The sequence below is a fragment of the Arthrobacter parietis genome (assembly GCF_039530425.1).
GTDB lineage: Bacteria > Actinomycetota > Actinomycetes > Actinomycetales > Micrococcaceae > Arthrobacter_D > Arthrobacter_D parietis.
Genome location: NZ_BAAAON010000001.1, coordinates 603,770 through 619,097, shown reverse-complemented (window position 1 = coordinate 619,097; position 15,328 = coordinate 603,770). Strand labels below are relative to the sequence as shown.

The window sequence follows — 15,328 nt, the reverse complement described above, 5'->3', positions numbered from 1 at the left end:
GACCGCACCCGTCCTTTGCTCTGAGGGAGGGCACCGTGGTTGGCATCAAGGATGTTGCAGCGCTCGCCGGCGTCTCAACTGCCACGGTATCCCGTGCCCTCAGCGGCAACGGCCAGGTGTCCGAGCGGGCACGGTTGAAGGTTCTTGAGGCTGCAAAGCAGCTGGACTTCGTGCCGTCCTTCTCGGCATCATCACTTGCCTCGGGCAGGAACCGCAATGTCGGCGTCGTTGTTCCATCAGTCAATCGCTGGTATTTTTCCCAGATTGTGGACAGCGTTGCGGCGTCACTTCTGGACGCTGGCTATGATCTGACGCTGTATAACGTGAGCGACGGCGCGGGCCACCGGGACCGCGTCTTCTCCGAGTTCCTGCTGCGCCAACGCTGCGACGGCGTCATCTCCGTTTCCCTGCAGCTGTCCGAAACTGAACTCGGACAGCTGCTGGCGGTGGGCAAGCCGATTGTCGGTATCGGTGGTCCCCTTCCCGGCGCTGACACCATCAGCGTCAACGAGTTCGCCATTGCCCAGTTGGCCACCGAACACCTGATCAGTCTGGGACACCGCGGGATCGCCTACATCGGCGGGCCTGAGGACGCTGCCAGGGACTTCAATATCTCGGAAGGCCGCCGCCGCGGCTACGAGGTAGCCATGGAAGCTGCCGGTCTGGAAATTCTTCCCTCATGGCTTGCCTATGCGGACTTCACGATTCCCGGTGGATATGCCAGCGCCAAACAGGTGCTCGGGTATCCCCGGAACCGTCCCACCGCCGTCTTCTGCGCCTCGGATGAGATGGCGATCGGCGCCATTGTTGCCGCACGGGAACTGGGAATCAGGGTTCCGGATGCCCTCTCGGTGATTGGCATTGACGGACATGACCTCGGCGAGGTTTTCGGGTTGACCACCATCGCGCAGTACCCGGCGTTGCAGGGAAGCCGTGCCGTGCAACGAATGCTTCAGCTCTTCGCCGGCCCCGCCGAGTCGGGAGAACGCTCCAACCACACGGCCCACACCGAGATGATTGTGCGTTCCAGTACCGCAGCGCCGGCAGAGTAGCGTGCGCTCTCAGTCCTGCGGGGCGTCCGCCGGCGGCAGTTCGTCCGAGTAGGGAGCGCGCGGACCGGATCCGTCGGCGCACAATTCGTTCGCAGCCATGGCCAGGAGGTCGCGTTCCAGTTTCGGCAACGAGATCAGGCTCTGCAGGTAGGCGTCCACCTCATACTCTCCGGCGGAACCGCCGATGCTGAAATAGCGAAGCCACAGCTCGCCCGTGGTGATGTCCGCTCGCGCCAGGACCTCGCTGAGACCCTGGCGCTGTTCAGGTTCGTAGCTTTCAAAGCCCACGATGAACCTCAGGTGTTGCGGGCCGTGGTTCCGGCCACCAGCTCAGCGCTGACGCCGCGAAGGGAGGTTCGCTCCTGCCTAGCGGTCTTCATCAGCTCCATCAATGCCTGCTCAGAGGTGAGGCCTTTCCGTTCAAGGAGTATTCCGCAGGCCTGGTTGATCAGGTCCCTGCTATGGAGCGCCGTCTGCAGGCCTTCGCTCATGCGCTCAACGGTTTCCCTGCTCTGGATATGGGACAGGAGCGTTGCCGCCGGGCTGACCAGAATATGCATCAGGGAGGTTGTCTCGATGGTGAAGACACCGGGTTCTCCTGCGTACGCTTTCAATGCGCCGATGGCGTGCCCTTCCACCATGAGCGGCACGCTCGCCACCGAGCGAATGGGGAGCTCCCGGACCGCCGCGCTCCACTCGGGCCACCGGCGATCAAGAGCGACATCGTCGACAAGCACCTGCTCCTCAGAGGCCCAGGCCGTGAGGCAGGGTCCCTGCCCCAGCTCATACTGGAAACGGTCTGCTTGCTGCACGACGGGGTCGGTGAAACCCGTGCTGGTCCTCTGCCCGCTGGAATCGAGGATGCTGACTCCCGCCCCCACGGCGCTGGGAATCGACTCTTTCACCGCCTGGGCCAGGTGGTGGACGGCGTCGTCCACTTTCTCTTGCGTCAGCAGCACCCCCAGAATGCGGCCGACGGCGGCGGACAGCTCATCCAGTGGCGGTTTCTTGATCATGGTGTGCCTTCGGCTTGACGGGCAGGGTGCAGTTCGGAGGGCTTACTCGTCGAAATCCGGAGCTTTGTCATGATCACCTGCTACCCGACCGATGACGCCTTCGGCCAGCGTGTGCATTTTGGTGTTGCGGTGGCTGCTGGCATCAACGAGGATCTGGAACGCCGTTTCTCGGGAACAACGGTTCTCGGCCATGATGATGCCAACTGCTGTAGCAATAGTCGTCCGGGATTCCAGCGCCGCACTGAGATTGTCCTTGAGCTCATTGAGCTGCGCAATCTTCAATGCAAGGTGAAGCGCCCTGGCTGCCTCTTCTGCAACGTCCTGCGCAGCAAGGATGCTGTCCTCCGAGAATCCGCGGACGCGCGGTGAGTAGAGGTTGAGGACTGCCTTGCCGGAGTTTCTGACGTCCATGGGCACTGAGAGAATGGACTGCACATCACAGGATTCCGCGGCGCGCATATAGTCTGGCCAGCGGGTTTCGTTCTCCACCTCCGCAACGCTGATGATGGCGCCATCGCGGAGCGCGGTCAGGCACGGACCGTCGCCGTAGCTGTTCTGCACTTCATCGAGTGTTCTGGAACGCTCGTCGCTGCTGGCTACCGTCAGCGGTTTCTTCCGGCGAAGAACCGTCACTCCACAGGAGATGGGATTGTCCGGCAGGGAAAGCTGCTCGGAGGCCATCCGACTCAGCTCCGTTAGGAATTCCTGGACATCAGCATTGTCCGCGAGCAGATCCTGCAGCTGCATCACCAGTTCGGCACTCTCTGTACCGACCGGTTGGAGAAAGGCGCGACCCTGTACTTCCACGTCCGGCATCCTTTCTGATCGGAACCTCGAATATCATCTTCCCGTGCTCGGCTCATTTTTGAAACCTTGCGCCTTCCTGCCTGTGCCGTACGAGTCAGCCTGGCTGATTCGCGGTGCGGCTGATCACCGTTCTCGCGCGGGCCGTGCCGAGTAGCTCTTGGGCAACAGCCTGCACCCGTCCGTCGTGGTGCCGCGCAGCGACGTGCAGCATCAGCATTGCTGCTTCGCGACTACACCGGTTTTGAGCCATGACGAGGGCCACGGCCGCATCGACCACGGCGCGTGATTTCAGTACGTCAGACAGATCATCAGGATAATGTTCTGGTTCATGGACGCGCAGGGCCAGCTGAAGAATGGTGGATATCGACGCCGCGTGCTCTTTCACAGACGCAATCATTGCGGCATCGAACCCAGCAAGATCCCGGGAATAGCAGTTCAGGGCAGCGGCAGAGGAACCGTTTGTAACTATCGGAACCGCAAGGACCGACCGGATCTGTTCGCCGGAAATCGCATGAGCATATCGCCGCCAGCGTGGGTCGTCCGCGAGTCGAGGGATAAAAACTGTGTGACCTGTGCGCAGCGCGGTGAGGCAGGGTCCGTCGTCGAACGCATACTGCTGCTCATCCAGGCGTTGGGCCAGGGCGCTGCTGCTGGCTACGGTCGTGGGCCCGCCGTCGCGCTCCACCGTTATGGCGCAGTGCATTGGGACGTCCTGGTTGAACAGCGAAGCGGAAATGGTGCTCAGGCCGAGCAGAAATTCTGTGAAGCCCGGGCTCTCAAGAAGCAGAGCCTGTAGCTTTTCACTGTCGGAGATGTCGCGGTCGGGGGCCATACGGCCTCAATTCTGTACAAGCGCCAGAGCAACTACCCCGACTTGCGGCAGGCCACTCGATGCGCACCCTGCCCGTAGGATGCAAATCGCCATGGCGGAAAGCTTCCTACTACCGAGACTACGCTCCCTCAGCAGCGCGGAGTCCGTTTGACCGGTACTAACTGCAGCCGGGTACCAACTGCAGCCCCGGGACCAACTGCGAGGGTGCCAACTGCAAGGGGCGGCGCCCGCCGTGCGAGTCGTGCATGAAACGGGAAGGGCTTTCTCATGGTCGTGAACCTCCGGGGGTCTCAGTGAGGGGGGAATCACGACGTTACTTGGGGCAAACAACTGATTGGCGAACTTGCCCATTATTGGGACCAATATCGCCCTGGGATCTTGACGGAACGGTCCTGACACAATATGAGCCCCAGAAGTTTCAGGGGCTCATATTGCGCTGTACGTGGTGGCACGGCGCGGTGACCGGTACCTTGCGTTATGGCGCGATGGTCAAACCTGGATCGGCTTCCCGTGCAGGCTCTGTCCCGGTGATTCCGGGCGTTGGTGTAACGGAGACCGAAGCGCACAGTTCCCCAGCCGTGATCGGCTCCTTCGTCATCGGGTCAAGTACCGGGTCTTTGGTCACCGGGTCAACAATGATGGACTCCGGGTTGATTGCGGGATCACAAGCCTCCGCAGGATCGGTCACCGAGACCGTCGGAGGAGTAGCAGGAGTCGGGGTACCGGGGTCTGTAGACGGCGGCGGTGGATCGGCGGGCGCCGGATCCACTGTTGGCGTGGGGTCGACCGGTGGTGTCGGGTCCGGAATGACCGGCGTGGGGTCCACTGGCGGCGTTGGGGCCACGGGTGGCGTGGAGTCGACGGGTGGCGTCGGATCCACAGGTGGAGGCGTCGGCGTTACAGGATCCACGGGCGGCGTCGGAACGGGCGTGTTCGGCGGCGTTGGATCGAGAGTTCCGGGCGGCGTGCCGGGGTCGGTGGCCGGCGGCGTTCCAGGGTCTGTAGGCGGAGGAGTCGTCGTCGAAGGCGGCTGTGTACCCGGCTTGGTGGCTGACGGAGTCCCGGAAGGCGTTCCCGACGGCGTGCCCGGCTTGGAAGGCGCTGTTGACGTTCCGGGAACCGACGTACTTGGCGTATCCGAGGGCTGTGTAGCCTTCTTACTGCCCGAAGAAGCGCTGCTCGTAGACGTGCCGCCGGAGGACTTGCTACTCGAGGACTTGGTGCTGGAAAGTGCCTTGCCGCTCGCCCGCGGCCCCTGAGCCGCCACTTCCGCATCCACACGTGCAGGCGACTTCAAAGCAACCGGCTCAAAAGCCGTAGCGGTAGCGAGGTAGGCAACCCAGGCGGTGTCGTCGTCGTTCCCGTTGCCGGTCCCCGGGGTGAAGTTGACCAGGCTCGGCATCTCAACCGGGCCACTGCCGTCCAGCGGAATCAGCTTCCAGGCGTCCGGATCAGTGTGACCGCCGTCGAGGATGGTTTCGAAGTGCAGGTGGCACCCGGTGGACCAGCCGGTGGTGCCTACCGTGGCGATGACCTGCCCGGCTCCCACGCGGTCTCCGGCCTTCACCCCGATCCCCTCCAGGTGGTTGTAAGTGGTGACGAGGCCGTTGCCGTGGTCAAGCTCCACGCGGTTACCGCCGCCCCAGGGATGCCAACCGGCGGCACGGACAACACCGGCATCCGCTGAAAAGACGCGGGTTCCGCAGGGTGCCGCGAAATCCTGGCCGGAGTGAAATTCATTGTGCTCCCCGGTGATGGGGCTGGTTCGAAGACCGAACGGCGAACTGGGGGTCAGGAACTGCAAGGGAGAGATCAGCATGCCCTTGCCAGGGCGCGGCGTGGAGCTGAGGGACTCAACCGATGACCTCTTGTCAGCGGTAGCCGCGGCCCGTGAAGACTCCTGCGCGCCGGGAACCTCACGCCCCGGTACCAGCGAATCCGTGGTGCCGAAAGGCAACGCTGTCCCTGGACCCACGAGCTGCTGCTCACCCACATACCCGGTCACCGGAACGATGGCGTCAGAGAAACTTCCTGCTCCCTGGGCGAGCACGGTGCCGGTTGCACCCGCACCGGAGGTCAACGGTGTGGATCCGGGATAGCCAAAGGAGTAGATGACAGCCAGAGCAAGGCAAACGCTCACACCAGACCGAACCGCACGACGACGGCTCCTCAGAACGCTGTGGCCCGATGCCGGCCTGACTTCACTCACTGGTAACTCCCCATATGTTTCCCCTGATGAAGGTCCGTTACGACCGAACCCCGGGGAGGAATCCGAACAATCAGCCTTCGCCAGGTGCCCGCGAGGGGCCCGAAATTGCTGGTGGCTGACAATCAGCCTACTGGGCTGTTTGCCATGGAGATAGAGTGCTCCGCCACTCTTGTGGAAACCTTGAGTGAACTTCGTGAGCGCTGCGGCAATACCCGGAGTTCAGTGCTGTTTGCTGCGGAGCAGGTGCTACTGAAAGGCGCATGCTACTGCGGGGCGATGACGTGCCAGGCGTCACACACGACATCCCACCGGCGGTGCGGGAACGGGCCCCACAATTCACCGTCATTGCTTACCCTGAATCCATTGCCGTCAACCGCGGTGATTTCAACAGTCTCCCCGCGCCCGATCCGCACATCAGTGCGCCGCGCATGGTCGCCGCTCTTGAGGCCGAGGGCGTACCCCACCCGTGCAGCGGAACCCACCGACTCCCAGAGCACGACGTCGACAAGCCCGTCATGCGGGTTGGCGTCCGGGATGAGCCGGGCGCCTCCACCGACGGTGCCGCCCAGGCCGAGGGCCACCATCAGCAGCGGCCTGGATCCGTCATGCAACAGTTCACCGTCCACCCTCACGCTAAGGTGCTGCCCGGGAGAGCTGAACCCCGCAGCGACGGCACCCAGCGGGTACCCGAGCTTCCCGGCCTTCACCTTTTTCAGCTTCTTCTTGAGGTCAGCGCCCTTGGCCGCGGCATCCGCGCCGATCCCCACGTGGACAGCATTGACGGCAACACGGTCTTCGCTGACCAGCAGCTCCATGGTGCGTGCCGGCCCGGACATCACACACTCGGCAGCCTGCAGCGGATCGAGCGGAATTCCCAGTGACCGTGCGAGGTCGTTTCCGGTACCCACGGGGATGATGCCGATGGGCCCGGCGGAGGCCAGTGTGCCGGTCTTGTGCAGGCACTGGATCGCGGCGTGGACCGAGCCGTCGCCGCCCAGCAGTACCAGGTGCCTGCCGTCCAGGCTTCCGAGGGCTGAATCCAACTCGTCCAGGTCCTGGGTGCGGGCAAGTTCAAAGGACGTGCCCCGCCGTGCGGAAGCGGAGGCAAGGAAGGAGGCAACGGCGTCGACACTGCGGCGGTATGCGGTTCCGGCGGACGCGTTCACGACCGCCAATATGCCCTGACTATGCACAGGTGCTCTCGTCTGCTGGGGATGGGGACAACTGAACCCACACTAGTACGGGCGGTCAAGCGGAGGCGAGGGCCGCCGTCGTACCGTCAGTTGCACGAAGGAGGTCAGCGGGCGCGAGCTCGATCTCAAATCCGCGGCGGCCACCCGAGACGAGGATTGTTTCGAAGGCAAGCGCGGATTCGTCGAGCACCAGCGGGCTGCGGTGCCGTTGTCCCAGTGGTGAGATTCCGCCGAGCACGTACCCTGTCCGCCGTTCAGCGGCAGCGCGGTCCGCCATGGCGGCGCGCTTGCTTCCACACGCGGCGCCCATTGCTTTGAGGTTCAGTTGGCGGTTGACGGGAACGACGGCGACGGCCAGTTGGGTGCCGGTGTCCACCATGAGCGTCTTGAAGACGCGTGCGGGGTCAACCGCCAGCTTCTCGGCGGCCTCGGTTCCGTAGTGTTCAGACGAAGGGTCATGCACGTAGCTCAGGGTGCGGTGCGGGATGCCCAGCCGGTTCAGCAGTGCGGTGGCAGGAGTGGCGGCGGAAGTTTTGCGTGAACCCACACTGTCACTTCCGTCCGGTAGGGCCCTGGACAGCCCGGTTCCGGCCCAGTGACTTGGCCTCGTAGAGGGCGGCATCCGCGGTTGCGAGGACTGCGGCAAGGTCTGTTGATTCCGAGTTGATCGCAGCGATGCCGTAACTGACGGTCGGCGGCTCGAATCCCTCCGCGAAGGTGGCACGTGCAAAGCGGGCGCTGAGCTGGTTCACGATCGCTTCGGCACGGTTCGAGTCCGCACCGGGCAGCAGGATGACAAATTCCTCCCCGCCGTGGCGGCCCACCAGGTCGGTGGAGCGCACCGTGGCCACACAGATATCCGCGAACGCCTGGAGGACTCCATCTCCTGCGGCGTGCCCGTGAGTGTCATTGACGGCCTTGAAGTGGTCGAGGTCTGCCAGCACCAGGGCGCCGGGAGTCCCGTTAGCGCGAATCCGGTTCAGCTCGTTCAACGCCAGATCCGCAAATCCGGAACGGTTGAGCAGGCCGGTAAGCCCGTCCCGGGTAGCGCGAAGGTGAAGGTCATGGGTCACCTGCTCGTTACTGAGCGCTGCCATGCTGAAGGAGACCACAACCAGAAGTACCAGGGTGATGAGGGTGGTGATCGCGGAATCGAAGTAGGTAGTGAAAGTGGGTCCGTCCGGTCCTTCCGCCAGGAAAACGAGCCATCGCCCCAGATAGTAAGCGGCGAGAAGGCCGGCGGCGAGCGCCAGGGACTTGGTGACCCTGCTGGAGGAGCGCTTGATACCCCAGAGCTCCACGGAAGCCAGGGCCAGCAACAGGCACATGAAGGCGAGGAACACAGGGCCGCCTGACCAGTCGTTCGTAGCCGGGCTGTCCAGTGCCGAGACCAGCAGGGTCACCGCCGGTCCGGCGAGAAGCTGCCACACGGGCGCAGGGCGGGCGCGCAGCGTTCTGGCGCTGGCCCAGACGCTGGCCACGCCGAGCACCAGCAGGGCGTTCCCGGTGGGGTTGGCCCAGACCTGGTGAGCCGTTCCATCCAGCAGGTAGGCCGCGGACCCGGTGAGGAACAGGGCGAGGGCAACGCACCACCAGGCGCTGTAGATCGAGCGCGTGCGCTGAAAGGTGACGAAGTAGAAGAGGCCCAGCAGCGTCACAGCAACCACAGCGAAGACAAAACGCACCGTGGTCGTGTCGAGAAATTCCATGAGCCCCCCGGCGGTAGCGAGATGGGCACTAGTATCCCATCCGGGGATGCTGCCCGCGACGAAGAGCTTCTGCCCGAGTATCTTTAGGCAACATCCATGCGAGAAGGAGCCAGAGTGCTCAAGCTTTTTGAGGGACCCAGCATTATCTATACGGTGCTCGGCATCATCGTCTTTGCTGCCGCGTTGCTTCCGCGCCTGCTGCGCCGTGTCCCGATCTCCATGCCGATGGTTTTTCTCTCCGCAGGGGTCCTGGCCTTCGCGCTGATCCCGTACCTGCCTACACCCGATCCGGTGAAGTATGAGGTGGTCACCACGCACTTCACCGAGGTGTGCGTCATCATCTCCCTGATGGGTGCGGGCCTGGCCCTCGACCGGCCTCCCGGCTGGCGGTCCTGGTCCACCACCTGGCGGCTCCTCGGAATCGTCATGCCGATCTGCATCCTCGTCTTCACAGTCCTTGGCTACGTGTTCCTGGGACTTGGGCTGGCCAGTGCAATCCTGGTGGCCGCCGCGCTGGCTCCGACTGACCCGGTCCTGGCCTCGGAAGTGCAGGTTGGTGAGCCCGCGGACGGCGAAGAAGGGTTCGACCGCGAGGATGAGGTCCGCTTCGGGCTGACCAGCGAGGCCGGACTCAATGACGGCCTGGCCTTCCCGTTCGTCTATCTCGCCATCACCATCAGCCTCGTCGGGGCCGCACCCGGCGCCTGGTTCCCGCAGTGGTTCCTCGTCGACGTCCTGTGGCGCATCGGGTTCGGTGTGCTGCTCGGTTACGGAACGGGCAAGCTCCTGGGCCGACTCTTCTTTTCCTCCCGCGCGGAATCGTTCCGGCTGTCCACCCACTCCGAGGGGTTCGTTGCGCTCGCTGCGACGTTCCTGGCATACGGCGTGACCGAAACGTTCGAGGGGTACGGCTTCATCGCCGTCTTCGTTTGCGCCATCACCATCCGCTCGGCGGAGCGCAACCACGGGTACCACCGGGTGCTGCACAGCTACGTGGAACAGCTCGAACGGCTGCTGTCCGTGGTCATCCTGGTGCTGCTCGGCGGGGCTATCGCGAGGGGGCTTCTCGAAACCATCGGCTGGACCGACGTCGTTCTTGCGCTCGCGTTCCTGATCCTTGTCCGGCCTCTGGCAGGATTCCTTGGACTCCTCGGCGGCCAGACGGGTACGCGGGAGAAAGTGGCGCTCGCGTTCTTCGGAGTCCGCGGTATTGGTTCCCTCTACTACCTCGGGTACGGCTTGAGCAACGGTGATTTCGACGCCGAAGCGAACGAAGTCTGGGGTTTCGTCGGCCTCGTCGTGGCGCTTTCCGTTGTCCTGCACGGAATCACGGCAACGCCCGTCATGACAGCGCTCGATCGCCTCCGCCGGCGAAAGGCCCAGGTTGATGGCGGGGGAGACGTGCCGATAACCCATGTCTGATCTCTGCGCCCCTGCTCCGCGGTGGCCGGAGCCCCCGCCACTGCCTACGCCCGCGGTCATGGACCAGTTCTGGGGCCATGCCGTCTTCCTCCACTGGCGCATCCCTTCCCCCGCGGCGGCCCGCTTCATGCCCGCGGGAACCGTTCCGGATGAGCACGACGGCGACTCCTGGGTGGGGCTCATCGGCTTCCGCATGCGCGGAGCAGGTTTTGGACACGGGGTGCCGGTGCCGTATTTCGGTACGTTCACGGAAGTGAATGTACGGCTCTACTCGCGGGACCGGAACGGCGTTCGCGGCGTCGTTTTCCTCACCCTCGACGCGTCCCGGCTGGCCGTGGTGCTTGGCGCCCGGGCGGCAGGTATCCCGTACGTCTGGTCCCGCTGCCGTGCTTGGCACGGCCCGGACGGCACCGGCTACTCAGTGGACAGGTTCCGGGGCGCGTCGTCGTCCTTCTCCGTACTGCCCACCGGGAGCGTTGCCGCAGACCCGCTGTCCGTCCACCTGACCGCGCGGTTTGGCCTCCACTCGCGGTTCGCCGGCCGCACCCTCTACATCCCCAACACCCATACGCCGTGGCCGCTTCGAAGCGCGGTACTGCAGCACTGGGATGACTCCCTGGTGCAGGCTGCAGGCCTGGCAGTGGAGGGTCCTCCGGAATCGGTGCTTTATTCGCCGGGCGTGCAGACCCAGTTCGGGATGCCCCGCAGGCTTGAAGGGTGACCGCCACTAGTCGGTGACGAAGCCTGTGAGTCCGTTGGCGCCGTCGTCGTGCAGGTCCGCTTCCACCTCCTCAACGCGGCCGGGAGCATCCGCGGAGCGCAGCCACTTCAGCAACTGTTCAACGGCTGACGACGGTCCGGCCGCAACAACCAGCACCGAACCGTCCGGCCGGTTGGTGGCCGAACCGACCAGCCCGAGCTGCTCCGCCTGCTGCCGGGTCCGGTAGCGGAAGCCGACGCCCTGGACCTCGCCCGTCACCGTCGCGGTGAGCCGAACCGTGCTCATGCCATTCCCGAGGGACGGATATTGAGGGACTCCACTGCCGAATCACGCGAGGCGCCAACTGCAAGACGCACTGCCTTGGCTACCTGGGCCGGCTGGATCCAGGCACCGGGGGAGTACTCCTTGCCCTCGAAGTCGTGAAGTTCGGCCTGCATGTCCGTCGCCACCCGTCCGGGGTGGATCGAGGACACCCGGACGCCGTTGGGCCGCTCCTCTTCCCGAAGGGCGTCAGTGAGCGCGCGGAGGGCAAACTTGGTGCCGCTGTAGACAGCCGAGCCCGCGCCGGAGCTGTAGCCCGAACCCGAGTTGATCGCGATGACCTGCCCGCGGGCCTCGCGGAGGGCAGGCAGCAGGAGCCGGGTCAGCTTTGCGACGGCGAAGACGTTGATGTCGAAGCTCGTTCGCCACGTCTCGTCATCGAGATCAGCAACCGCGCCCATCTGCAGGACCCCGGCGGAGTGCACCAGGACATCCAGGCGGTCGATGCCGGCGACGTCGGTTTCCGTCACTTCCCGCACATCCACGGCGAAGGGCTTCGCGGACGGGTAGGACGCCGCGAGGGCGTCCAAGGCCGTGCGGTCACGACCGCCCAGCAGTAGGTGATGGGTGGGCGCGAGCTCATCGGCAATGGCGCGGCCGATGCCCCGGGAGGCTCCGGTAATAAGCGCCACGGGCAGCGGGTTTGAAGAAGTCATGGGTGAAATCCTAGGCGCCGGGGAACTTTTGCGCAGATCCGGCGGGCCCGCCGCGCTCCAAGTCACCGGAGGTGCACAAAAGTTACCCCCTAGCGCACGCGCGCCGAGCTTGGCAGGATGGAAAGCGGATTCCCGCACGTTCATCCCGAGAGGAACTTTTCCTGATGCAGTACACCCACCTTGGCCGCTCCGGCCTGTCTGTTTCCCGCCTGTGCCTCGGCACCATGAACTTCGGGCCCAAGACCGAAGAAGCGGACTCACACTCCATCATGGATTCGGCCCATGCCTCCGGGATCAACTTCTTCGACACCGCCAACGTGTACGGGTGGGGCGTGAACAAGGGCCGCACCGAAGCGATTGTGGGGCGCTGGTTCGCAAAGGGTGGGGGACGCCGTGAGAAGACGGTGCTGGCCACGAAGCTCTACGGTGACATGGATGAGTGGCCCAACAACGGCAAACTGTCCGCACTGAATATCCGCCGCGCGCTCGACGCCAGCCTGAAGCGTCTCCAGACCGACTACATCGACCTCTACCAGTTCCACCACGTCGACCGGAACACGCCCTGGGACGAGATCTGGCAGGCCGTCGAGGTTGCCGTCCAGCAGGGCAAGATCCTGTACTCCGGCAGCAGCAACTTCGCCGGCTGGCACATTGCCCAGGCGCAGGGGGCCGCTGCTCGCCGCAACTACACGGGCCTCATCAGCGAACAGTCCATCTACAACCTGCTCACCCGCACCGTGGAGCTCGAAGTTCTCCCTGCCGCCCAGGAATACGGGCTTGGCATCATCCCCTGGTCGCCGCTGCATGGCGGGCTGCTGAGCGGTGTCCTGAAGAAGGAGAATGAAGGCGTCCGCCGTCTCGAGGGCCGCGCCGCCGACACCCTTGAAAAGCACCGGGATCAGATTCAGCGCTACGAGGATCTGGCTGAGAAGCTCGGCCACTCGCCGGCGGACCTGGGCCTTGCCTGGCTCCTTGCGCAGCCTGCCGTCACGGCGCCGATCATCGGCCCACGAACCCAGGAACAGCTCGACGGCGGCCTGCGTGCCCTTGAGATAAAGCTCGACGACGACACCCTGTCCACGCTCGATGACATCTTCCCGGGCCACAAGACCGCGCCCGAGGATTATGCGTGGTGAGGTCCGCGTGAAGATTCTCAGTATCGGCGGGACCGGCGTCATCAGCACCGCCGTCGTCGACCGGGCGCTCGCGCAGGGCTACTCTGTCACCGTCCTGAACCGGGGAACCACCACCGAGCGCCCGGTGGCATCGCGAGCGGAAGTGTTGACCGCCGATATCCGGAAGCCGGACGAAGTCCGTGCTGCGCTCGGTAACCGCACGTTCGACGTCGTCGTCGACTTCGTGGCTTTCACCCCCGACCACATCGCTGCCGATATTGAACTGTTCACCGGGCGAACCGGCCAGTACGTGTTCATCAGTTCGGCCTCGGCATACCAAAAACCGCCGGCAGCCCTTCCCATTCGTGAGTCCACTCCGCTGCGCAACCCGTTCTGGCAGTACTCGCGGGAGAAAATTGCCTGCGAGGACCTGCTGGTGGCTGAGTACCGGGAGCGCGGCTTCCCCGTCACCATCGTGCGGCCGTCACATACGTACGACCACACGAAGATCGCCATCGCAGGCGGCTGGACGGACATCGCACGGATGCGGGCGGGACGGCCGGTGTTGGTCCACGGTGACGGCACCTCTCTGTGGACGCTGACGCACAGCACTGACTTCGCGAAGGCATTTGTCGGGCTGCTTGGACTGCCGCAGGCGATCGGGGACAGCTTCACCATCACCTCTGACGAGTTTTTGACCTGGAACCGGATCTACCAGTTGTTCGCGGAGGCCGCGGGAGCGCCGGAACCGGAGCTGGTCCATGTCGCGTCCGAGACTATCGCCGCGCACCTTCCGGACCTCGGTTCCCAGCTGCTCGGCGACAAGTCACACTCTGTGATCTTTGACAACTCCAAGATTAAGGCATTGGTGCCGGACTTCATCTGCACAACCCCGTTCGCCCTCGGCGCGCGTGAGATTGTCGCTTGGTATGACGCCGATCCCAACCGTCAGCAGGTTGACTTCGAACTTGATGCAGCATTCGATCGCATCATTGCCGCAGCCCAGTCTTGACCGGTACAGGACTTTTACCGGTAGCTGAACTGCTTGCAGGGGTGCTGAACGTGGAACTACGGTGAAGTTACAGCCCACTGTCGAGGAGATATACGCATGGAAGTGCCCACACTTGTCTGGATTCTGACGATCGCAGGAATTGTGGGGCTGCTTCTCTTCGATTTCTTCTTCCACGTGCGCAAGGCGCACACCCCGTCCCTGAAGGAAGCCAGCGTCTGGTCCGCCATCTATGTGGGCATCGCGGTGCTGTTCGGCGTGGGAGTGCTGATCTTTGCCGGTCCCCAGTACGGCACGGAATATTTCGCCGGGTACATCACGGAGAAGGCACTCTCCGTGGACAACCTGTTTGTCTTCCTCATCATCATGACCACGTTCAAGGTGCCGCGGGCGGACCAGCAGAAGGTGCTCCTGTTCGGCATCGTCTTTTCGCTGATCGCACGGACCGGGTTCATTTTTCTCGGTGCCGCGCTGATCAACTCCTTTGCCTGGGTGTTCTACATCTTCGGCCTCATCCTGCTGATCACGGCCGGCAACATCCTCAAGCCGAAAAACGTGGAGGAGGAAGAAACTTTCATTGTCCGGATGGCGCGCAAGTTCCTGCCAGCCACGGAACATTACGACGGCGACAAACTCTTCACGGTTGAGAACGGCAAGAAGGTCCTTACCCCGATGCTGCTGGTGATGGTGGCCATCGGCGCTACGGACATCCTGTTTGCGCTTGATTCCATCCCCGCCATCTTCGGTCTGACGCAGAGCGTCTTCATCGTCTTCACCGCCACCGCTTTCTCCCTGATGGGGTTGCGCCAGTTGTACTTCCTTCTTGATGGGCTGTTGGACCGGTTGGTTTACCTCTCCTACGGCCTCGCCGCGATCCTCGGTCTCATCGGGGTGAAGCTGATGCTGCACGCGCTGCACGAGAACAACGTCCCGTTCATCAACGATGGCCAGCCGGTCAACGTGGTGGAAATTTCCACCGGGCTTTCCCTCAGCCTGATCCTCGGCATTTTGTTGGTGACGGTCATTGCTTCCCTGGTGAGCCCGAAGGGGAAGGCCAAGACCCTCATCTCCGGTGCCCGGCGCCACGCCATCGAGTACCTCGACCTCAACTACGAGACAGACATCAACGAGCGGGAGCGTATCTTCGAGAAGATGTGCGCCGAAGAGGCAATGCTCAAGAAGCAGCCGGAAAAGTACAAGCGCTATATCCGGAACGAGACCGAGTTCAAGGCACTCCTTACCCGTGCCCACGAGGAGCATGAAGCC

At 63.6% G+C, this 15,328-nt stretch carries 16 protein-coding genes; 6 read left to right on the top strand and 10 right to left on the bottom strand.

Annotation, left to right across the window (positions count from 1 at the left end; all coding sequences use genetic code 11):
• Nucleotides 1-35 precede the first annotated feature (35 nt).
• Nucleotides 36-1,052 carry a LacI family DNA-binding transcriptional regulator gene (locus ABFX19_RS02945; RefSeq protein WP_277357430.1) on the top strand — a complete coding sequence of 339 codons (1,017 nt, stop codon included), beginning with the start codon at nt 36-38 and terminating at the stop codon, nt 1,050-1,052.
• A 9-nt stretch (nt 1,053-1,061) separates the two neighbouring features.
• On the opposite strand, the gene ABFX19_RS02940 is transcribed toward ABFX19_RS02945, so the two are convergent.
• The 8 genes from ABFX19_RS02940 to ABFX19_RS02905 form a co-directional block, all read right to left on the bottom strand.
• The gene (locus ABFX19_RS02940) at nt 1,062-1,340 is read right to left on the bottom strand and encodes a hypothetical protein (RefSeq protein ID WP_346027389.1); all 279 of its coding nucleotides are present in this window, start codon (nt 1,338-1,340) and stop codon (nt 1,062-1,064) included.
• A gap of 8 nt (nt 1,341-1,348) precedes the next feature.
• Nucleotides 1,349-2,068: a GAF and ANTAR domain-containing protein gene (locus tag ABFX19_RS02935; protein WP_277357428.1), complete on the bottom strand. Its 720-nt coding sequence runs from the start codon at nt 2,066-2,068 to the stop codon at nt 1,349-1,351.
• 42 nt (nt 2,069-2,110) lie between these two features.
• Nucleotides 2,111-2,884, bottom strand: coding sequence for a GAF and ANTAR domain-containing protein (locus ABFX19_RS02930; RefSeq protein WP_404800692.1), 774 nt, complete (start codon nt 2,882-2,884; stop codon nt 2,111-2,113).
• A gap of 85 nt (nt 2,885-2,969) precedes the next feature.
• The gene (locus tag ABFX19_RS02925) at nt 2,970-3,707 is read right to left on the bottom strand and encodes a GAF domain-containing protein (RefSeq protein ID WP_346027388.1); all 738 of its coding nucleotides are present in this window, start codon (nt 3,705-3,707) and stop codon (nt 2,970-2,972) included.
• Between the two features lie 475 nt (nt 3,708-4,182).
• Nucleotides 4,183-5,916: a M23 family metallopeptidase gene (locus tag ABFX19_RS02920; protein WP_346027387.1), complete on the bottom strand. Its 1,734-nt coding sequence runs from the start codon at nt 5,914-5,916 to the stop codon at nt 4,183-4,185.
• Between the two features lie 263 nt (nt 5,917-6,179).
• A complete protein-coding gene (locus ABFX19_RS02915; RefSeq protein ID WP_346027386.1) occupies nt 6,180-7,082 on the bottom strand; it encodes a diacylglycerol/lipid kinase family protein in 903 nt (300 codons plus the stop codon).
• An 82-nt stretch (nt 7,083-7,164) separates the two neighbouring features.
• Nucleotides 7,165-7,656 (bottom strand): Cys-tRNA(Pro) deacylase, encoded by a 492-nt coding sequence (gene ybaK, locus ABFX19_RS02910; protein ID WP_277357423.1) that lies wholly within the window; start codon nt 7,654-7,656, stop codon nt 7,165-7,167.
• 4 nt (nt 7,657-7,660) lie between these two features.
• Entirely contained in the window at nt 7,661-8,818 is a 1,158-nt protein-coding gene (locus ABFX19_RS02905) for a GGDEF domain-containing protein (RefSeq protein ID WP_277357422.1), read from the bottom strand.
• A gap of 114 nt (nt 8,819-8,932) precedes the next feature.
• On the opposite strand from ABFX19_RS02905, the gene ABFX19_RS02900 reads away from it, so the two are divergent.
• Nucleotides 8,933-10,240, top strand: coding sequence for a cation:proton antiporter (locus ABFX19_RS02900; protein ID WP_346027385.1), 1,308 nt, complete (start codon nt 8,933-8,935; stop codon nt 10,238-10,240).
• 58 nt (nt 10,241-10,298) lie between these two features.
• Nucleotides 10,299-10,961, top strand: coding sequence for a YqjF family protein (locus ABFX19_RS02895; RefSeq protein WP_346027384.1), 663 nt, complete (start codon nt 10,299-10,301; stop codon nt 10,959-10,961).
• A 6-nt stretch (nt 10,962-10,967) separates the two neighbouring features.
• Here ABFX19_RS02895 and ABFX19_RS02890 read toward each other — a convergent pair whose 3' ends face one another.
• Both ABFX19_RS02890 and ABFX19_RS02885 read right to left on the bottom strand, forming a co-directional pair.
• Nucleotides 10,968-11,246: an acylphosphatase gene (locus tag ABFX19_RS02890; protein ID WP_346027383.1), complete on the bottom strand. Its 279-nt coding sequence runs from the start codon at nt 11,244-11,246 to the stop codon at nt 10,968-10,970.
• Nucleotides 11,243-11,938, bottom strand: coding sequence for an SDR family oxidoreductase (locus ABFX19_RS02885; RefSeq protein WP_346027382.1), 696 nt, complete (start codon nt 11,936-11,938; stop codon nt 11,243-11,245). The genes ABFX19_RS02890 and ABFX19_RS02885 overlap by 4 nt, the downstream gene beginning before the upstream one ends.
• Nucleotides 11,939-12,102: 164 nt before the next feature.
• On the opposite strand from ABFX19_RS02885, the gene ABFX19_RS02880 reads away from it, so the two are divergent.
• The 3 genes from ABFX19_RS02880 to ABFX19_RS02870 all read left to right on the top strand — a co-directional run.
• The gene (locus ABFX19_RS02880; RefSeq protein ID WP_346027381.1) at nt 12,103-13,074 is read left to right on the top strand and encodes an aldo/keto reductase; all 972 of its coding nucleotides are present in this window, start codon (nt 12,103-12,105) and stop codon (nt 13,072-13,074) included.
• A complete protein-coding gene (locus ABFX19_RS02875) occupies nt 13,064-14,065 on the top strand; it encodes an SDR family oxidoreductase (protein WP_346027380.1) in 1,002 nt (333 codons plus the stop codon). Before ABFX19_RS02880 ends, ABFX19_RS02875 begins: the two co-directional genes overlap by 11 nt.
• A gap of 96 nt (nt 14,066-14,161) precedes the next feature.
• On the top strand, nt 14,162-15,328 hold a 1,167-nt coding region (locus tag ABFX19_RS02870; RefSeq protein ID WP_346027379.1), incomplete at its 3' end, for a TerC family protein.

What these genes read in the sequence shown, in the direction of transcription:
- ABFX19_RS02935 (WP_277357428.1), bottom strand. Translation starts at nt 2,068, where the DNA reads ATGATCAAGAAACCGCCACTGGATGAGCTGTCCGCCGCCGTCGGCCGC.
- ABFX19_RS02930 (WP_404800692.1), bottom strand. Translation starts at nt 2,884, where the DNA reads ATGCCGGACGTGGAAGTACAGGGTCGCGCCTTTCTCCAACCGGTCGGT.
- ABFX19_RS02925 (WP_346027388.1), bottom strand. Translation starts at nt 3,707, where the DNA reads ATGGCCCCCGACCGCGACATCTCCGACAGTGAAAAGCTACAGGCTCTG.
- ABFX19_RS02905 (WP_277357422.1), bottom strand. Translation starts at nt 8,818, where the DNA reads ATGGAATTTCTCGACACGACCACGGTGCGTTTTGTCTTCGCTGTGGTT.
- ABFX19_RS02895 (WP_346027384.1), top strand. Translation starts at nt 10,299, where the DNA reads ATGGACCAGTTCTGGGGCCATGCCGTCTTCCTCCACTGGCGCATCCCT.
- ABFX19_RS02890 (WP_346027383.1), bottom strand. Translation starts at nt 11,246, where the DNA reads ATGAGCACGGTTCGGCTCACCGCGACGGTGACGGGCGAGGTCCAGGGC.
- ABFX19_RS02885 (WP_346027382.1), bottom strand. Translation starts at nt 11,938, where the DNA reads ATGACTTCTTCAAACCCGCTGCCCGTGGCGCTTATTACCGGAGCCTCC.
- ABFX19_RS02880 (WP_346027381.1), top strand. Translation starts at nt 12,103, where the DNA reads ATGCAGTACACCCACCTTGGCCGCTCCGGCCTGTCTGTTTCCCGCCTG.
- ABFX19_RS02875 (WP_346027380.1), top strand. Translation starts at nt 13,064, where the DNA reads ATGCGTGGTGAGGTCCGCGTGAAGATTCTCAGTATCGGCGGGACCGGC.